This window comes from Vreelandella zhaodongensis (assembly GCF_013415115.1).
Taxonomy (GTDB): domain Bacteria; phylum Pseudomonadota; class Gammaproteobacteria; order Pseudomonadales; family Halomonadaceae; genus Vreelandella; species Vreelandella zhaodongensis.
Genome location: NZ_JACCDD010000001.1, coordinates 579,034 through 597,119 on the forward strand (window position 1 = coordinate 579,034; position 18,086 = coordinate 597,119).

The window sequence follows — 18,086 nt, forward strand, 5'->3', positions numbered from 1 at the left end:
GCGAGCTACTCCTTGCTGACGCGGTTAACTTCTTCCAGACTAGTGCTTCCATCCAGTACGCGACTCAAACAACGCCGATAAAGGCTTACGTGCCCCTCCTTGCGTGCCTGCTGCTCAATAGTAAGAGTATCAGCGTCGCGCATGATTAACTGGCGCATAGCATCGGTAATGGGCACCACCTCATAGATTCCAATTCGCCCTTTATAGCCCTGGGTGCACTGTTGGCAGCCAACCGCGGTATAAATAGTGGCACTAGCAATTTCTTGCGGGCTAAAACCAGCTTTGCGCAATGCTTCGGCTGGGATATTGGCGGGTTTTTTGCATGAGGCGCATAGTTTACGTGCCAGCCGCTGAGCGATGATTAAGCTGACGGAGCTTGCGATGTTATAGGAGGCAACGCCCATGTTTGCCAGACGAGTAAGCGTTTCTGCAGCTGAGTTGGTGTGTACAGTCGATAGCACTAAATGGCCAGTTTGAGCTGCTTTTACGGCAATTTCGGCGGTTTCTAAATCACGAATTTCACCCACCATAACGACATCTGGATCCTGGCGCAAAAAAGCGCGAAGGGCACTGGCGAAATTTAGGCCGATTTTAGGCAATACATTAACTTGGTTAATGCCCGATACTTTTATTTCAACGGGATCTTCTGCAGTGCAAATGTTGCGTTCGATTTGATTGAGAAGATGAATGCCTGTGTAGAGAGTGACCGTTTTACCGCTACCGGTAGGCCCCGTGACCAGAATCATACCTTGGGGTTTTTTAAGTGCCTGTTCATAGATAGTTTGCTGTTCAGGGCTGAAGCCGAGTAGTGAGATATCTAACTGAGCCGAGGCAGGATCTAAGAGGCGTAGTACGACCTTTTCGCCGAACACGGTGGGTAATGAGTTCACACGGAAATCAATAGACCGGGTAGGGGAAAGAGGCAGCTTAATCGCACCATCCTGAGGTAAGCGCCGTTCAGAAATATCCAGCTGAGACATGATTTTTAAGCGGGCCGCAATGCGGTGGCGGAGTGTAAAAGGTGGGCGAGCAATCTCAAGCAATATACCATCAATACGAAAGCGCACTCGGTATTGGGTTTCGTAAGGCTCAAAGTGAATATCTGATGCGCCACGGCTAATGGCGTCGAGCAGGATTTTATTAACGAATTTCACAACAGGGGCATCTTCACTATCAGTAACTGCCTTATCAAATGTCGTGTCTTCTTCATCAAGCTGGGCAATACTCAATGCGCTGACGGCATCATCAATGTTTTCTAGCTCATCCAGCATGCTGCGTTCGTTTTTCGCTAAGTAAAGCGTTAACACCCTCTTTAACTGATCCGCTGGTGCCAGCACTCCATCGATGCTAAAGCCGGTGACAACTTTCAGCTCGTTGAGCTGAATCAGGCTGGTCGGGTAAGGGACTGCCACGGTAAGTTGATGCCCGTGGCGCGCTAAGGGAAGAGCATTTAGTCGCTCTAAGAGTTTAGCCGGGTAGTCGTTGGCTGGGGGAAGGGCATCGATACAAATGGCTCCCAGGTCAATCACCGGCAAGCCGAGTTCCCAGGCAGCGACAAGCGCTGCTGCGCCTGGCTCTACTAACCCGCTATCAACGACGTGCTGAAACAGAGGTATATCAAGCGCTGAGGCGTCGTTTTCTGCATCGGTTGCTTGTGCGTCAGTAAGTAAGCCGTGTTTTACCATCCGTTTCGCCATACCACGCTGGCTACGATAAGGGGCTGAAGGGTTCAGCGTAGACGCAGGGGTAGGGTCGTGCATAACAACACCTTGATATAATGATTAAGCCTTATTTAGCATAACTAAAATGTTAACTAGTTATTAACACTCAACGCTAATATGACGGTTTAGTTTATGCTGGATTTTTATAGTGTCATTAATGGAGATGAAAAAGAGAATTGAAGTGATGGCTTTTTGATGCTATGTAATGAGCTGGTTGCCTTTAAAAAATAATATGGATTGTAATAAACAAAGGACGTTGAGCATGAATATTAAAAAAATAAATTATCTTCGCCAGCCTCGGCAGTGTGGTTTCACACTCATTGAGCTGCTTATCGTTGTGGCGATTATTGGCGTGCTGGCCGCGGTAGGTGTGCCGCAGTACGGTAACTATCTGGATCGTTCTGCCACGGGGGCTTGCCAAGCGGAGCTTTCCTCTTTTCGTAATGTTGTGATGGCAGAGTCAGCGATGAGTAACGACGATGCTGAGTCTGTGGTGGAGAGTGTATCCTTCGGTTTCCAAGCCTGTGACATCGCTGAGCAAATTGCCATTGCGGAGGCTTTTATCAGTAATGGAGACATTGCCAGCATACCAACTAAACGTAGCAGTGCTACCACTATCAGGATTTCCTCTGGGCAGATTGAAGTAAATGATGAAAGTGATTAAATTTATGCGTCGCTTAGCATAGTTTTATGCCGCTCAATTGAGCGACTTTTGTATCGACGTTTACTAGCAGACACTAAGGCGCCTGACTTGGTGGGGATCGCTGGCGTTTAGTGTCGTGCTGCAGGGCTTAACTTACCTGCCTGAGTAGAATGATTCAGCATCTCTTGAATGTTCACACTGTCTGCGCAATTCCCCTCTACACTCAAGGCTCCTATTGAAAAGGAGTCAATGATGAAAGCGACCTTACTTAGCACATGTGTACTCGTCTGCACTCTATTTTGGCATGCAACTGCTGTCGCTCAACCTGCTCACGCACCGGCTCATGGAGCAAGAGACAACGGTGCTCATGGTGAGCGTCAGCGCGGTGGGAATGAGATAGGTCGGCACGAGCGTCGCCAGCGTGATGAACGTAGCGTTGATCTGCCGCGAATTAATGAGCGTGAGGTACTGCGCCTGTTGCGCGAACATGATGCAGTTCGTGCCGAACCCTTACCACCAGGTATTCAGCGTAATCTTGAGCGTGGTAAGCCGTTGCCGCCCGGTATTGCAAAACGCTTTGAGGGCCCGCTGGCTTCTCAGCTACCGTCTTACCCAGGCTACGAGTGGGAACGTGTCGGTGCTGATGTAGTGCTGATCGAAGCGGCCACCCGTATCGTGGTGGATGTGCTAGTGGATGCACTTCGCTAAGGGAGGGGCGCCTGTTGTCATGGTAATGCCATGTGCCACCCCTTATGCTGAGTTTATATTAAACGAACTAGCAAGGAGCATTAATGGCAGCCTACACCCTTGAAGCGCGGTTGGCGCTGGCAGTACGGATTGCAGAGGAAGCGGGTGATATGATTCGTCGTGCCCGTGAGCAGCAAGACTTCAGCCAGCACTTGAAAGCAGGCGTTGAGTTGGTTACTGATGTTGATGTGGCGGTGGATACGTTGATTAGCCAGCGCTTGGAAGAGCATTTTCCTGATGAAGAAAAGTTAAGCGAAGAGTTAAGCCCTGAACGTGTGCTACATAGTCCCGTCGAGCAGCTATGGGTAGTAGACCCAATCGATGGCACGGTCAATTTTGCTCAGGGGTTGCGTCATGTCGCAGTGTCAATTGGTTGGATGGAAGAGGGTGTCGGTAAAGTAGGCGTTGTGCATGCACCGTTTTTAGGTGATACGTTCAGCGCAGCGCAAGGGTTGGGCGCTTTTTGTAATCAAAAGGCAATTAAGCCAAGTGATGCTCAGACGCTTGAAGATACGCTGGTGGCCACGGGCTTTCCGTATGATAAAAGCGCTCGCAAACAGCTAATGCCTCGTTTAGAAGCGGTGTTAGCCCATTGTCAGGATGTTCGTCGTAATGGAGCCGCGGCACTTGATCTGTGCGACGTCGCCTGCGGTCGTTTAGATGCGTATTATGAAACCGTTTCTCCCTGGGATTTCGTCGCGGGTTGGGTCATTGCTCGGGAAGCGGGTGCGAGAGTGGGGCACTTAACAGCGGTGCCTGAGGGTGTGCCAGCTGACCTCTACCCAGAACAACTGCTTGTAACCACGCCGAAGGTATACGATGCAATGGCGTCTTTGCTTAAACGCATCGATTAAGTGCAAGCAGCAAGCAATTGAAAAGAAAGCGCAAAAAGAGCTTTTCATTTGGTTAATAAAACGCTAGTATACGCACCGTCTTGAGGCAAACGGCGTTAGTAAATAGCTGCTGTACAACAAGGCATCGGAGTGTGGCGCAGCTTGGTAGCGCGTTGCAATGGGGTTGCAAAGGTCGCAGGTTCGAATCCTGTCACTCCGACCAAACAGATGAAACGGTCACTTAGCTTATATAGCGGTGGCCGTTTTTTTGTGCTAGGTCATAACCTTGATAATATATTACATACTGTTTAGCTGCAGCGCAGCAAGCTGGTGTAAGCTGTTAGCAAACTTATCAAGGGAGCTTATGGATGGAAACCCCTCAATCACCAGCCAAATCATCGCGCGACTGGCACAGTGCCTCGGCGGATAAAGCGTTGGAGTGGCAATCCTCTTCTGCCGATGGGTTGTCGAGTGATGAGGCGCAAACGCGCCTACATCATTACGGACCCAATCGGCTGCAACAGGCTCAGGGGCGTCCTTGGTATCGGCGTCTACTGGATCAGCTCAACAATATTTTAATTCTTATACTGTTAGTCGCTGCGGTAGCCAGTTTTCTTTTGGGTCATGCGATTGATGCAGCGGCCATTGTAGGTGTGGTGGCGGTGATCGCGCTGATTGGCTTTATTCAGGAAGGAAAGGCTGAGCAGGCACTTGATAGTATTCGTAATATGCTATCTCCCCAGGCGAACGTTTTACGTGATGGCAAGCGCACTACGATTCCCGCTGACGAGTTAGTGCCAGGGGATGTTGTGCTGGTTGAAAGTGGAGACCGTGTGCCTGCGGACGTTCGGTTAATTGAGGCGCGTCGTTTCCGTACTGAAGAGGCGGCCTTAACCGGAGAGTCTGTGCCGGTAGAGAAGCATATCGATCCTGTCGCTGTTGACTCGGATCTTGCCGACCGCACTAGTATGGCGTTTGCCAGCACGATTGTTGTGCAGGGAAATGCGCGTGGCTTGGTAGTGGAGACGGGACGTTTCACTGAAATTGGCAAGATTTCAGAGCTGCTGCGCGGCGTGGAGAAAATCAAAACGCCGCTGCTCCAGCAGCTTGACCGAGCGGGCAGAGTACTGGCTATTTTTATATTAGGCGCGGCAGCCATTACCGCCTTGCTAGGAACGTTGATTCACGACCAGCCCGCTGCGGATATGTTCATGGCAGCAGTCGGATTGGCGGTGGCGGCTATTCCGGAAGGGTTGCCTGCTATCGTAACGATTGGTCTTGCGCTGGGCGTGCAAAACATGGCTAGGCGCAATGCTATTATCCGCCGACTTCCTGCAGTGGAAACGCTCGGGTCTATTTCTACTATTTTTTCTGATAAAACGGGCACATTAACGCGCAATGAGATGACCGCTCAGGCCATTTGGTTGGGCGACGATCAGTTTCAAATTGACGGTATCGGCTTTGAACCAAAAGGGCATTTTTATCGTGTCCAGCCTAATGGAGAGAAAGAGACTGCGCAGGTCGACCTTGCGGATTCACCTGCATTAAGTGATTTTCTGCGTGCGGGAATATTGTGCAACGACACAGAGCTCCATCAAGAATCGGGGCATTTTCAGATTTACGGCGACCCGACTGAGGGCGCGTTGGTAGTGGCTGGAGAGAAAGCCGGGTTGGCGACGTCTGACGTGCGCCGTCAGTTTTCACGTTTAGACGCGATTCCTTTTGAGTCTGATTACAAATACATGGCCACACTGCACTCAGTAGATGGCAGTCAGCGTGTGATAGTAAAAGGTGCCCCTGATCGATTAATCGAGATGTGCGATAGCGTCGCTACCACTGATGGCACGATTGAGATTGATCAAACTGAATGGGAAAACCGTATTCACGAGCTTTCTTCGCGTGGTTTGCGTGTGCTGGCCATTGCGGACAAGCCTGCGGAGGCGATTGATGGGCTTGATCATCATCATGTCGAAACAGGGCTGCGTTTGTTGGGGATTATTGGCTTGCTTGATCCACCAAGAGAAGAAGCGATTGAAGCCGTCAAGCTATGTCAGCAGGCGGGTATCCGCCCGGTCATGATTACGGGTGACCATGCTTCAACAGCACTGGCTATCGCTAAACAGTTAGGCTTTTCGCAAACGGAAAAGGCACTCACTGGGCGAGAAATTGAAGCAATGAGTGACCAGGCGCTAGAAGAGATTATCTTAGAAGTGGATGTGTTTGCTAGGGCATCGCCAGAGCACAAATTGCGCTTGGTTAAGGCTATGCAAGCAAAGGGGGGCGTCTGCTCTATGACCGGCGATGGTGTTAACGATGGTCCCGCTTTAAAGCGGGCTGACGTTGGTGTTGCAATGGGAGTGCAGGGGACTGAAGCGGCAAAAGATGCCTCGGAAATGGTACTGGCAGATGATAACTTCGCAACGATTGTTCGCGCGATAGAAGAAGGGCGCAAAGTTTACGATAACATCCGCAAAACCATTACCTTTATTCTGCCCACCAACGGCGCTCAGGGTTTGGCCATTATGTTGGCTGTACTGGCAGGCTCAGTGCTGCCAGTAACGCCGCTGCAGGCATTATGGGTGAACATGGTGGTGGCAATTACGCTGGGGCTGGCATTGGCGTTTGAAACAGGCGAAAAAGACTTAATGGCGCGCCAGCCCAGAGACCCTAAAGCACCGCTGCTTGACTTGTTTTTATTATGGCGGGTGGTGTTTGTTTCAGTGCTGCTGCTGATTGGCGTGTTTGGTATGTTTTCTTGGATACTCAGTCAAGGAGGAAGCGAAGCGCTGGCGCGTGCAGGTGCCGTCAATATGCTCGTCACCGGCAGTGCTGCCTATTTAATCAATAGCCGCTTTTTAATTAACAGTACGTTATCGTTTGCCGGTATTTTTGGGAGCAGGCCGGTATGGATCGCTATCATGATGGTGATGCTGCTGCAGATGGCGTTTACCTACCTACCTTTTATGCAGCTGATTTTCGGTAGTGAGGGGTTAAGCCTCGAGCATTGGCTCGCTATCGTCATGGGTAGCTTAGTGATTTACCTGCTAATTGAAGCGGAAAAAATGGTGTGGCGTTTGCTGAAATCTAAGCAAGCGTAGACTAGGCATACGTAGAGCCGACTAAGCTCAAAAAGTAAGCGCCACCTACGGTGACTAGTTAGGCCGTAGGTGGCGCTTTTCATTTATGGGTTCTTGGCGCTAGTGACTTAGCCCTGGGCTTTGTGATCCGCAAGTGCGGTTGCAACGGCTTCTTCCCATTGACCCGCGGTAATTTTCCATTGAGCCATTTCGTCTTGATCTGGAGCGCCTTCTGAGGCGGCGTTGAGCTCTTCTGGGGAGTAGCGTTCAAAGCAGTGCTTGGCAAATGCTTTGGTTTTTCCGTCTTGAAGCTGATTAATCATTTCCATCGTGTTTATCCTTTCCTTGGTGAGTGGCCTCCGCCTTGCCGATCACACTTTGGCAAGGGCTTACTGCTGCTCTATCAGTGTAGCGGTTTGTCGCCATGCCTGCCCAACGGTGAAGCGTTAGTGCATTAACGTACAGCATCCACAATGATTTTTACGGCAATACCCGCCAGCAGCAGCATGATGAGGTTATCGAACCAGCGATGTGGCAAGCGTTGACCAAGCTGGGCGCCGATGGGCATGGCCGCAAGAATAATCAGCAGGGCTATCACGCTATATAACGTCCGTTCTAGCGTTAGTATTTCTGCACTTAGCAGCGCGGGTATTTGAACGCAGGTAATCGCGACAAAAAACACAGAGATAGAGCCGATAAATACTCGGCGCTCTAGCTGCATTGCGTTGAGAAAAGTGACGGATGCGGGCGCTGACATGCCAGCAGCACCTTGTAGCACGCCTGCTAGTAACCCCACAGGTAGTACGATACGTTCAGCGGTAGAGAAGGGCAGGGCCACCTTGCGTTTAGCCAGCTTAACTGCCAAATAGAGCACAATCGCCGCGGCCACGCCAAGCGATAGTAGTGTTGGCGAGAGCACCACTAGCCCCCATGTGCCTAGTATGATTCCCAGCCCGCCAGAAATAGAGAAGGCAGCTAGAAAACGTAGCGGCAATAGGTGGTGCCGGTATTGCCAAACTTGTAGAGCGTTGCTTAGTAAGTTGGGTGCAATCAACACCGCAATTGCCAGCTTAACGTCATAGAGCATGGTGAGTACGGGCACCACAATAACCGGCACGCCAGAGCCAATGGCACCTTTGACGATGCCGGCTGCGAGTAGTGTTAACAGAGCAATAATCACGTTTGTGTTCCTGGCGTGCTGGATGTAGCCCAAAGGCTACATCCAACAAGTGTGATGCTTATTAGCGTATTTTAATATTACCTCAAAACATAACAGGGGGTGTAAGCTTGCCCATCTAGTTTCATGCGCCCTTGGGCGACAAATGAGGTTAACAGCTCATCTAAGCGCTGCATGAGTTCAGGTTCGGCGGTTAACTCAAAAGGCCCATGGGCTTCAATGGCGCGAATGCCAGGTTCTTTGACGTTACCTGCCACAATGCCGGAAAAAGCTCGACGTAAGTTGGCTGCCAGTTCATGGGTGGGCTGCTGGCGATGTAGCGCAAGATTGCGCATAGCCTCATGAGTGGGTTCGAAGGGCGCCTGGAAGTCGCGGGCAATGGTTAAACGCCAGTTGTAATAGAAGGCGTCCTGATGGGCGCGGCGAAAGTCAGCGATCTCGTCAATTTCTTCACGCATTTTGCGTGCGACAGCCGTTGGGTCACCGGTAATGATGGTGTAGTAGCGGCGGATATCCTCGCCAAGTGTATAGACCAGGAATTCGTCAATTTTCTGGAAGTACTCTGCAGAGTTGGCGGGGCCTGTAAATACCAGCGGGAAGGGAATGTCGTGATTGCTTGGGTGAAGCAGAATACCCAGTAGGTAAAGAATTTCTTCCGCAGTTCCTACGCCACCAGGAAAAACGATAATGCCATGTCCAAGACGAACGAACGCCTCTAACCGCTTTTCTATATCTGGCATGACAACCAGCTCGTTAACGATAGGGTTAGGCGCTTCGGCTGCGATAATGCCGGGCTCAGAGATACCTAAGTAGCGGCCATCTCTGCGGCGTTGTTTGGCGTGAGCCACGTTAGCGCCTTTCATGGGGCCTTTCATGGCGCCAGGGCCGCAGCCCGTGCAGATGTCTAAATCCCGAAGACCAAGGTGGTAGCCGACGTCTTTGGTGTACTCGTACTCCTCTCTGGAGATTGAGTGCCCTCCCCAGCAGACTACCAAGCTGGGGTCGCGTCCAGGCTTTAAGGTGCCCGCTTTGCGCAGGATATGAAACACCGCGTTAGTGGTGCCTTCACCCGTGGTCAGATCAAACCGTTTATGGTGCTGAATTTCATTATAAACATAAACAATATCACGAAGGACTGACGATAAATGTTCGCGGATACCCCGAATCATACGTCCATCTACAAAGGCTTCAGCGGGCGCATTGGTGAGTTTGAGGCGGATGCCGCGATCTTGTTGGAGGACTTCAATATCGAAGTCCTTGTAGGCTTCCATAATGGCCACGCTGTCATCGGTAGGACTGCCGCAGTTAAGTACTGCAAGAGCACAGCGGCGTAGCAGATCGTGCAACCCACTCTTAGACGTGCTTTTTAAGCGGTTAACCTCATGCTGTGAAAGTACTTCGAGGCTCCCTTCGGGAGAGATAATGCTGGAGATGGTAGCTCGTGGCGTTGAGGGTTGCATCATTAGTGTGGCTATCCCTAATCATAGTATTAACGAGCTTGCATACTATCATGGCCGTTAGTCTCGTCCAGCACCGTTGTGGTGCGTCCGCTGCAGAGTTGAATTGTGCTAACCTGTCCCTTTGTTAAGTGCACACGGTGGCTGCTAAAGATGGCGCTTTATTATGTTTAATGCCCAGTATTTTCGGACGTTTATAACGCTGGTGGAGACGGGGAGCTTCACGCGCACCGCGCGTCGTCTAGAGATGACACAGCCTGGTGTAAGTCAACATATTCGCAAGTTGGAAAGTTATTTAGATAAGGCGCTGATTGAGAGAAAAGGCAGAAGCTTTACGCTAACGGAGTCAGGTCGACGTGCTTACGACTACGCATTAAAACTATTTGCCGAACATGAGCAATTTCGTCACGGATTGGACGATGACTCACTGGATAGCGGTGAATGCCGGATTGCATCCCCGGGAAGCGTTGGGCTGATGTTTTATCCCTATATTCTCGGCCAGCAGCAGATGCACCCTAACCTCACTGTTAACTATAGCTTCGCCTTTAACCACGAAATTGTTAATGACCTGCTCGAAGGGCGCTACGACATTGGCATTGTGACCGAGCAGGTCAATCACGCTGACCTTACCTGCACGGTGTGGCATAAAGAACCTCTATGTTTGGTGGTGCCTGCGGATTTTGCGGGTAGTACGTTAACAGACCTAATGGCCATTGGTTTTCTGAATTATTACGATGGCATCAACCATGCCAATGCACTGTTGCGGGCTAATTACCCAGGCGAGTTTCGTTCAATGACGCATTTTCGCCACCAGGGGTTTACGAATGAAGTGAGCATGGTACTGGACGCTGTCGCCCGAGGTCTTGGCTTTACGGTGGTGTCCCGCCTGGTGCTTGAAACCTCTCCTTGGCAGCGGCAAGTGAAAGCATTGGCATTGCCCCAGGCGATTAACGAAGAGCTATATTTGCTCCGCCGGCGGGACTCTGTTTTGCCGAAGCGCTATGAAAAAATTCTCAATGGTTTTCATCAGCAACGTTTGCAAGAAAAAACACCCTTGGTGCCCGAGTAACGAGCGCCAAGGGCGTTTAAGGGTGTGCTAAGAACCTAGCCTTGAGCGTTAGTGACGGTACTCGTCAATGCTTGGGCAAGAGCAGATTAACTGACGATCACCGAAGACGTTGTCAACCCGGTTAACGGCGGGCCAGTACTTTGATGCCGCAACGGCGTCTGTGGGGAAGGCGCCAATCTTACGATCGTAGGGGCGTTGCCATTCGCTATCCATAAGGTCAGCCTGGGTGTGAGGGGCATTCACTAATGGATTATTTTCCAGTGGCCATTCGCCGTTTTCGACGCGAGTAATCTCTTCACGAATCGCGATCATGGCATCACAGAAGCGGTCAATTTCGTAGAGCGATTCAGACTCTGTTGGCTCGATCATCAGTGTGCCTGGCACAGGGAACGACATGGTCGGCGCATGGAAGCCGTAATCCATCAGGCGTTTGGCGATATCTTCCTCACTAATACCGGAGGCGCTCTTGAGCGGGCGAATGTCGATAATGCACTCGTGCGCCACATTGCCATTCTGGCCACGATAAAGAATGGGATAGGCGCTCTCTAATCGCTTGGCAATGTAGTTGGCGTTCAGAATAGCCAGCTCAGTCGCTTCACGCAGGCCGCGTGCGCCCATCATCTTAATGTAGGCCCATGAGATGGGTAGAATCGACGCGCTGCCAAATGCCGCCGCGGATACTGCTCCGCTTTCAGGGTTCACGCCATTGATAGGTGTGACCACATGGTTGGAAACATAGGGAGCTAGGTGTGCTTTGACACCAATCGGCCCCATGCCTGGGCCACCACCACCGTGGGGAATACAGAATGTTTTGTGCAGGTTAAGGTGGGAAACATCGCCGCCGAAATCCCCGGGACGCGTTAAGCCTACCTGGGCGTTCATATTGGCGCCGTCGACGTACACCTGACCGCCATGTTGATGCACTACCTCACAGACCTTACGGACATGAGACTCGAAAACACCATGGGTCGACGGATAAGTGATCATGACTGCAGAGAGCCGTTCGCTGTGTTGTTCGGCCTTGCGGGTAAGATCATCCAGGTCGATATTGCCATTGGCATCGCACTCAACCACGACCACTTCCATGCTGAGCATCGCAGCAGAGGCAGGATTAGTGCCGTGGGCTGAGCTTGGGATCAAACACACATTGCGATGGGCTTCCCCTTGGGCCGCCTGATAGCGACGAATGGCTAACAAGCCCGCATATTCGCCTTGAGCCCCCGAGTTGGGCTGCATGGAGATATGATCGTACCCCGTCACTTCCACTAAGAAGGCAGCCAGTTCATCAATCATTTGATGATAACCAGCGACTTGATCGCGGGGAGCGAACGGGTGGAGGTGCGCAAACGCAGGCCAGGAGACAGGAATCATTTCGCTGGTAGCGTTCAGCTTCATGGTGCACGAGCCCAGTGGGATCATCGCATGAGCCAATGAAAGGTCTTTGTTTTCAAGACGTTTCAAGTAACGAAGCATCTCAGTTTCACTGCGGTAGCGCTTAAAAGTGGGGTGTTCCAAGAAGCTACTTTCGCGCTGGTAAAAGGCGGGAATGCCCGTCACTTTTTCGGAAGTCACTCTTTCATCTAGCACTGCCACCGATAAACCGTGCTCATCGCTTAACAGGACATCGAACAGTGCCGCAACGTCGTGAGCGGTGGTGGTTTCATCCAGGCTAATGCCGACATCGCCATTGGCGAAGTAGTGCAGATTGATGTCGTGGGTCATGGCGCGACCATGAATCTTGCCGGCATCAACTTGTGTAAGGCGCAGCGTGTCAAACCAGCTGTCGTTGGCTAATGTGACGCCCGCTTGCTTAAGGCCTTCCGCTAACAGAGTGGTGAGGCGGTGTACGCGGCCAGCAATTTTACGCAGACCTTCTGCGCCGTGGTAGGTGGCGTAGAAGCCCGCAATATTTGCCAGCAAAGCCTGGGCGGTACAGATGTTAGAGGTCGCTTTCTCGCGGCGAATATGCTGCTCGCGGGTTTGCATCGCCATGCGTAGCGCGGTGTTTCCGCGGCTATCTTTAGAAACGCCGATAATACGACCGGGAATCGAGCGCTTAAGTTTGTCAGATGTGGCGAAGAAAGCAGCATGTGGGCCACCAAAGCCCATGGGGACACCAAAACGCTGGGAGCTACCGACGACGATGTCAGCGCCCATTGCCCCTGGCTCTTTCAGCAGCACCAAACTCAACAGGTCCGTGGCGACACAAGTCATGATGCCGCGCTCTTTGGCCGCGCTGATGAGGGGCGAAATATCGGTGATGCTGCCACTGGCGGAAGGGTATTGCACCAGGGCACCAAATACATTGTGCTCTGCCACTGTTTCAGCGGGACCACTGATGAGTTCAAACCCGAAGAACTCAGCACGGGTTTTGATGACGTCTAGCGTCTGCGGGAATATATCATCAGCAACAAAGAAGGCGTTTGATTTACTCTTCTTGTTACTGCGTTTGCACAGTGCCATCGCCTCGGCAGCAGCGGTTGCTTCGTCCAGCAACGAAGCATTGGCAAGCTCCATGCCGGTTAAATCCATAATGACTTGCTGAAAGTTAAGCAGGCCCTCTAAGCGGCCTTGGGATATTTCTGGTTGGTATGGGGTATAGGCGGTGTACCAGCCAGGGTTTTCCAGCACATTGCGCTGTATCACCGCAGGCATGTGGGTGCCGTAGTAGCCTTGCCCGATGTAGCTTTTAGCCACGCGATTTTGACGCGCCAGCTGGCTCAAATAGTCTAACGCTTCTGCTTCACTGCGTGGTTCATCCAGGGCTAACTCACGGCCAAGGCGAATGTCGCTTGGCACGGTTTGCTCAATAAGGTCTTCCATGTGTTGCATATTGAGCGCTTTTAACATGGTGTCGACATCGGTGGGGCTAGGCCCATTATGGCGTTTGATAAAAGCATCGTGGTCGGCCAGTTCGGCCAAACGGCGTGTTTCAAATGACATGGGAAGGTTCCGAGCGTGATGAGAAAACCGTGCAGCGGCAAAACTAGAAAGCCTGCAGGGCGCAGGCTTTCCGGCTAATTAATCGTCTGAACTGAGGGTGGCCTGGTAGGCGTCTGCGTCTAGCAATCCTTCAAGGGCGGTGTCCGTCAGGCGGACCTTCATGATCCAACCGCCTTCATAGGGGGCTTCGTTAACGGTTTCGGGTGAATCTTCGAGCGCTTCATTCACTTCAATGACTTCACCATTAACCGGCGAGTAAAGGTCAGAGGCAGCTTTAACGGATTCGATGACGCCGAATTCTTGCCCCTTGTTGAGTGCTTGGCCCACCTCAGGCAGTTCAACGAAAACAACGTCGCCCAACGCTTCTTGGGCATGGTCAGTAATACCGATCGTGACGGTGCCGTCTTGGTGATCAAGTACCCATTCGTGACTTTCGGCATAACGAAGATTGGCAGGAAGATTGCTCATGATGATTCCCTATATGAAACAGATGTCTGGACAGGAGCATACTAACGCCTGTCGTTCGTCTTGGCGACAGTTGGCCAGCTCAGCGTCAGGCAATAACATGCCTATGGTACCGTGTTTCTGATCGGAAACAAATTTCCTGAACGCATCAAAGCGATGAAATAAAGCCGACAGGTTTCGTGGCGCTTTACAGTGAGTGGGCCCATTTGATAAATCCTATGGATAAAACAGTGGGGGAATTTCAAAAAAAGTCGGTTTATCTGTCAAAGGTCGATATTACAATGGAAGCGTACTGGGAAAATGGTGTAAAACATGCAAATCATGCGTTTATTCGTAGCGTAAGACGCGTTATTGTCTGAAGCGCTTGGTGATAGGCGGAGTCGTTGCGTCACCAAGGCAGCCTGACTGCCCAGCACCCATAATAAATGAGCTAATTAACAGGGTAAGGAGAATCGAGTGGAAACTTTAACAAGCCTTCTAGGGGCAATTAACGGTGTCGTCTGGGGACCGTTGATGCTGATCTTATTGTTAGGTGTGGGGCTTTATTTGCAGATTGGTTTGAAGTTGATGCCGATTAGAAAGCTCGGTGTGGGTTTCAAACTATTGTGGCAAGGGCGTGACCCCAAGCCTAGCAAGACTGACGTTGATAAAGCGCCTGCTAAAGCTAGCGCAGATGGAGAGATATCTCCTTTTAATGCGCTAATGACAGCACTTTCAGCCACAATTGGTACAGGCAATATTGCCGGTGTCGCCACGGCTATCGCGCTTGGCGGGCCTGGTGCGGTGTTTTGGATGTGGATTACCGCCTTGGTTGGCATGGCGACTAAGTTTGCTGAAGCGGTATTGGCTGTACGTTACCGTGAAACAGATAGCACCGGTCACCACATCGGTGGTCCGATGTTTTATATCAAAAATGGTCTGGGTAAAAAATGGCTGTGGCTCGGCGGTATGTTCTCGTTTTTCGGGGCCGTAGCAGCATTTGGTATTGGTAATACCGTACAGTCAAACTCGGTAGCCGACGCCATGGATGCGACCTTTGGGGTGCCTCACTGGTTAACCGGCATTATTATTATGGTGCTCGCTGGCGCGGTTATTTTGGGCGGCATCAAACGGATCGCTAAAGTCGCCGGTAAGCTGGTGCCAGTCATGGGGATCGCGTATGTGATTGCTGGGGTGGCAGTACTGGTCGTTAATGCCAATCAAATTGGTGACGCATTCGGGCTGATTTTCTACTATGCCTTTAACCCGATTGCGGCGGCGGGTGGTTTTGCGGGTGCTGCTGTTATGGCAGCTATCCGCTTTGGTGTTGCGCGGGGTATCTTCTCAAACGAAGCTGGGTTGGGCAGCGCGCCGATTGCACACGCAGCTGCAAAGACTAAAAACCCAGTACGCCAAGGCCTGATCGCCATGCTGGGTACGTTTATCGACACCATTATCGTTTGTACGATTACGGCGTTGGTAATTCTTACCTCAACGGTGTGGATTGATGGGGAGGCGGGGGCGTCACTCACAGCTCTCTCTTTTGACGCCGCACTGCCTGGATATGGTAACCAGATTGTTGCGATTGCTCTGGCGGTGTTCGCATTTACCACTATTCTGGGCTGGTCTTTCTATGGCGAGAAGTGCTGCCAGTTCCTGTTTGGTACGCGTTCGATTATGCTTTATCGCATTCTGTTCGTATTAGCTATTCCACTTGGTGCAATTGCTCAACTCGGTTTTATTTGGCTGATGGCTGATACCTTTAATGCCATGATGGCGATACCGAACCTGATTGCACTGGCACTGCTGTCGCCAGTGGTGTTTAAGCTCACGCGAGATTACTTCGCAGGCAAGGAAGTTCTGCCAGGTGAAGCACTTGATCATGATAAGTAAGCCCTGTTCAGAGTAATATGGGCCTACAAGACGTTATAGAGCCGGGAAGCCAGTCATGGCTTCCCGTTTCTCTTTCTCGACTGAGGAAATCCCATGACAAATCTTAAACAGACGCCGCTTCATGCACTGCACCTTTCACTGGGCGCAAAAATGGTGCCTTTTGCGGGTTATGACATGCCCGTTCAGTACCCATTGGGTGTCAAAAAAGAGCATGAGCATACGCGTCAGCAATGTGGTTTGTTTGATGTGTCTCATATGGGCCAGATCGTGGTTTCTGGTGACAATGTCTCTGAGGCGCTTGAGTCACTAATCCCAGCAGATTTAGTAGGCTTAGGCAAAGGTGAGCAACGCTATGGCCTGTTGACCAGTACCGACGGCTGTATTATTGACGACTTGATGGTGGTGAACGCAGGTGACCACTTCTACCTGGTCATTAATGCGGCCTGTAAACAGCAAGATATTGCTCATTTACGTACCAACCTGGGCGCTACTCATCAAATCGACGTACTAGACCGTGGGCTACTGGCCTTGCAGGGGCCACAAGCACGCGATGTTATGCAACGCCTGTGTCCACAAGCGTGTGAGCTCACGTTTATGCAGCATGGCCGTTTCACGATAGGTGAACAGGAAGTGTGGATCAGTCGTAGCGGCTACACCGGTGAGGATGGCTTTGAAATATCGGTTGCTGCTGATGCCTGTCAGGCACTCGCGGAGCAATTGCTGGCAGAACCTGAAGTTGAAGCCATTGGCCTAGGGGCTCGTGACTCACTTCGCCTAGAGGCTGGGCTATGTCTTTATGGGCATGACATGGATCTTACCACTACGCCTGTTGAAGCAGGGCTTATCTGGGCAATTGCTAAACCGCGTCGTCGTGGCGGTGAGCGCCCTGCAGGATTCCCCGGGGCGGATATTATTCTGCATCAGGTGCAGGCGAAAGATCATACCCGCAAACGGGTAGGCTTGGTGGCCGATGGGCGTGCGCCGGTGAGAGAGGGAGCAGCTTTAGTCGACTCAGAGGGTAATCAAATTGGCGAGGTAACATCGGGCGGCTTTGGACCTAGTGTGGGTAAGCCGATTGCCATGGGCTATGTTGGCCGTGAATGGGAAGCCCTAGGGACAACCGTTTATGCGTTAGTGCGTGGTAAGCAATTGCCAATGGTGGTGACAGCCACACCGTTTGTTAAGCCTGGTTACTATCGCGGTTAGTAACCATCGTGTAATTGTGGAAAAAAGCCCCTGATATCAGGGGCTTTTTTGCTATCGCAATACCTGCCGCGGGTCGATGGGTTTGCCGCCTTGGCGCAAGTCAAAAAGAAGATCATAACGCTGAGTGGCGCTGCTTTGGCCGACATCACAGAGGGCATCGCCGCTACTGACCTGTTGGCCAACGCTAACCAGGATGCGCTCACAAAATGCATAAACTGTCTGTAAGTTGTCTGCGTGATGAACGATCACCACCTGGCCAAGCTGGCGCATGCCATCTGCAAAACGCACTTCGCCTGGGGCGACTGCCTTAGCTTTGGCACCTGCCTGGGTAGCTAACAGCATAGGCTGTAATGTGCCACGGCTATCGGCACCAAAACGGCGCACGATACGATAATCTTCCAGTGGCCAAGGCCAACGGCGTGCCGATGCCGGTAAGCTGGCGCTGGGAGTGGAGGAGGGAGCGGATGCGCTGGAGCTACTGCTGCCAGAGGGGCGGCTAGGTGCGCCACTGCCACTTAGAGGAACGCTGACGATTTGACCTACCCTTAGGGCGGTAGGAGATGTGCCTGGGTTGGCGCTTTGGATCCGCCCAGTGGTGGTGCCAAAGTGGCGGGCAATACTCGAATAGGTATCGCCTGGCCGAATCTGGTAACGATAAGGGCCTCCAGAGGGAGCCCGTTCTTGTTGCGTGGGTATAAGTAAACGCTGCCCGGCATTCAAGCGCTGGGCATTAACACTGGGATTGAATCGTTCAAGACGTTCCAGGGGCACATTGGCGCGGTTAGCGAGCTGGCCTAATGTATCGCCGCGCTGCACTTCTATCCATTCGCCGTTTATCTGCTCAACACTACTGCTGTCAGAAGGTTCTTGCTGGCT

The 18,086-nt window shown here is 51.6% G+C and carries 14 protein-coding genes and 1 tRNA gene; 8 read left to right on the forward strand and 7 right to left on the reverse strand.

What is annotated here, in order from left to right:
- Positions 1-5 precede the first annotated feature (5 nt).
- The gene (gene pilB / locus HZS79_RS02550) at positions 6-1,760 is read right to left on the reverse strand and encodes a type IV-A pilus assembly ATPase PilB (RefSeq protein ID WP_179926963.1); all 1,755 of its coding nucleotides are present in this window, start codon (positions 1,758-1,760) and stop codon (positions 6-8) included.
- A gap of 223 nt (positions 1,761-1,983) precedes the next feature.
- Between pilB and HZS79_RS16870 the strand changes: the two genes are divergently transcribed.
- The 5 genes from HZS79_RS16870 to HZS79_RS02575 all read left to right on the forward strand — a co-directional run bounded on the left by HZS79_RS16870 (position 1,984) and on the right by HZS79_RS02575 (position 7,042).
- On the forward strand, positions 1,984-2,385 hold the full coding sequence (locus tag HZS79_RS16870; protein WP_179926964.1) for a pilin: 402 nt from the start codon (positions 1,984-1,986) through the stop codon (positions 2,383-2,385).
- Between the two features lie 231 nt (positions 2,386-2,616).
- Positions 2,617-3,072: an anti-virulence regulator CigR family protein gene (locus HZS79_RS02560; RefSeq protein ID WP_162217407.1), complete on the forward strand. Its 456-nt coding sequence runs from the start codon at positions 2,617-2,619 to the stop codon at positions 3,070-3,072.
- A gap of 83 nt (positions 3,073-3,155) precedes the next feature.
- Positions 3,156-3,965: an inositol monophosphatase family protein gene (locus HZS79_RS02565; RefSeq protein WP_179926965.1), complete on the forward strand. Its 810-nt coding sequence runs from the start codon at positions 3,156-3,158 to the stop codon at positions 3,963-3,965.
- Between the two features lie 125 nt (positions 3,966-4,090).
- Positions 4,091-4,167 (forward strand) — tRNA-Pro (locus HZS79_RS02570).
- A 145-nt stretch (positions 4,168-4,312) separates the two neighbouring features.
- The gene (locus tag HZS79_RS02575) at positions 4,313-7,042 is read left to right on the forward strand and encodes an HAD-IC family P-type ATPase (protein WP_162217404.1); all 2,730 of its coding nucleotides are present in this window, start codon (positions 4,313-4,315) and stop codon (positions 7,040-7,042) included.
- Between the two features lie 107 nt (positions 7,043-7,149).
- On the opposite strand, the gene HZS79_RS02580 is transcribed toward HZS79_RS02575, so the two are convergent.
- From HZS79_RS02580 to ppnN, 3 genes are all read right to left on the reverse strand, one after another.
- Positions 7,150-7,350, reverse strand: coding sequence for a hypothetical protein (locus tag HZS79_RS02580; protein ID WP_162217403.1), 201 nt, complete (start codon positions 7,348-7,350; stop codon positions 7,150-7,152).
- Positions 7,351-7,475: 125 nt separating this feature from the next.
- A complete protein-coding gene (locus HZS79_RS02585) occupies positions 7,476-8,201 on the reverse strand; it encodes a TSUP family transporter (protein WP_162217402.1) in 726 nt (241 codons plus the stop codon).
- 77 nt (positions 8,202-8,278) lie between these two features.
- Positions 8,279-9,661 carry a nucleotide 5'-monophosphate nucleosidase PpnN gene (gene ppnN / locus HZS79_RS02590; RefSeq protein WP_162217401.1) on the reverse strand — a complete coding sequence of 461 codons (1,383 nt, stop codon included), beginning with the start codon at positions 9,659-9,661 and terminating at the stop codon, positions 8,279-8,281.
- A gap of 160 nt (positions 9,662-9,821) precedes the next feature.
- Between ppnN and HZS79_RS02595 the strand changes: the two genes are divergently transcribed.
- The gene (locus tag HZS79_RS02595; protein ID WP_162217400.1) at positions 9,822-10,724 is read left to right on the forward strand and encodes a LysR family transcriptional regulator; all 903 of its coding nucleotides are present in this window, start codon (positions 9,822-9,824) and stop codon (positions 10,722-10,724) included.
- A gap of 48 nt (positions 10,725-10,772) precedes the next feature.
- On the opposite strand, the gene gcvP is transcribed toward HZS79_RS02595, so the two are convergent.
- Both gcvP and gcvH read right to left on the reverse strand, forming a co-directional pair.
- The gene (gcvP, locus tag HZS79_RS02600) at positions 10,773-13,667 is read right to left on the reverse strand and encodes an aminomethyl-transferring glycine dehydrogenase (protein ID WP_179926966.1); all 2,895 of its coding nucleotides are present in this window, start codon (positions 13,665-13,667) and stop codon (positions 10,773-10,775) included.
- Positions 13,668-13,745: 78 nt separating this feature from the next.
- On the reverse strand, positions 13,746-14,135 hold the full coding sequence (gene gcvH / locus HZS79_RS02605) for a glycine cleavage system protein GcvH (RefSeq protein WP_009724484.1): 390 nt from the start codon (positions 14,133-14,135) through the stop codon (positions 13,746-13,748).
- 453 nt (positions 14,136-14,588) lie between these two features.
- Between gcvH and HZS79_RS02610 the strand changes: the two genes are divergently transcribed.
- Positions 14,589-16,004 (forward strand): amino acid carrier protein, encoded by a 1,416-nt coding sequence (locus tag HZS79_RS02610; protein ID WP_162217398.1) that lies wholly within the window; start codon positions 14,589-14,591, stop codon positions 16,002-16,004.
- Between the two features lie 93 nt (positions 16,005-16,097).
- A complete protein-coding gene (gene gcvT, locus HZS79_RS02615; RefSeq protein WP_179926967.1) occupies positions 16,098-17,210 on the forward strand; it encodes a glycine cleavage system aminomethyltransferase GcvT in 1,113 nt (370 codons plus the stop codon).
- A gap of 51 nt (positions 17,211-17,261) precedes the next feature.
- Here the strand turns inward: gcvT and HZS79_RS02620 are convergent, their stop codons facing one another.
- Positions 17,262-18,032 carry a LysM peptidoglycan-binding domain-containing protein gene (locus HZS79_RS02620; protein WP_162217453.1) on the reverse strand — a complete coding sequence of 257 codons (771 nt, stop codon included), beginning with the start codon at positions 18,030-18,032 and terminating at the stop codon, positions 17,262-17,264.
- Positions 18,033-18,086 lie beyond the last annotated feature (54 nt).

What these genes read in the sequence shown, in the direction of transcription:
- gcvP (WP_179926966.1), bottom strand. Translation starts at nt 13,667, where the DNA reads ATGTCATTTGAAACACGCCGTTTGGCCGAACTGGCCGACCACGATGCT.
- ppnN (WP_162217401.1), bottom strand. Translation starts at nt 9,661, where the DNA reads ATGATGCAACCCTCAACGCCACGAGCTACCATCTCCAGCATTATCTCT.
- gcvT (WP_179926967.1), top strand. Translation starts at nt 16,098, where the DNA reads ATGACAAATCTTAAACAGACGCCGCTTCATGCACTGCACCTTTCACTG.
- HZS79_RS02560 (WP_162217407.1), top strand. Translation starts at nt 2,617, where the DNA reads ATGAAAGCGACCTTACTTAGCACATGTGTACTCGTCTGCACTCTATTT.
- HZS79_RS02595 (WP_162217400.1), top strand. Translation starts at nt 9,822, where the DNA reads ATGTTTAATGCCCAGTATTTTCGGACGTTTATAACGCTGGTGGAGACG.
- HZS79_RS16870 (WP_179926964.1), top strand. Translation starts at nt 1,984, where the DNA reads ATGAATATTAAAAAAATAAATTATCTTCGCCAGCCTCGGCAGTGTGGT.
- HZS79_RS02580 (WP_162217403.1), bottom strand. Translation starts at nt 7,350, where the DNA reads ATGGAAATGATTAATCAGCTTCAAGACGGAAAAACCAAAGCATTTGCC.
- HZS79_RS02565 (WP_179926965.1), top strand. Translation starts at nt 3,156, where the DNA reads ATGGCAGCCTACACCCTTGAAGCGCGGTTGGCGCTGGCAGTACGGATT.
- HZS79_RS02575 (WP_162217404.1), top strand. Translation starts at nt 4,313, where the DNA reads ATGGAAACCCCTCAATCACCAGCCAAATCATCGCGCGACTGGCACAGT.
- pilB (WP_179926963.1), bottom strand. Translation starts at nt 1,760, where the DNA reads ATGCACGACCCTACCCCTGCGTCTACGCTGAACCCTTCAGCCCCTTAT.
- gcvH (WP_009724484.1), bottom strand. Translation starts at nt 14,135, where the DNA reads ATGAGCAATCTTCCTGCCAATCTTCGTTATGCCGAAAGTCACGAATGG.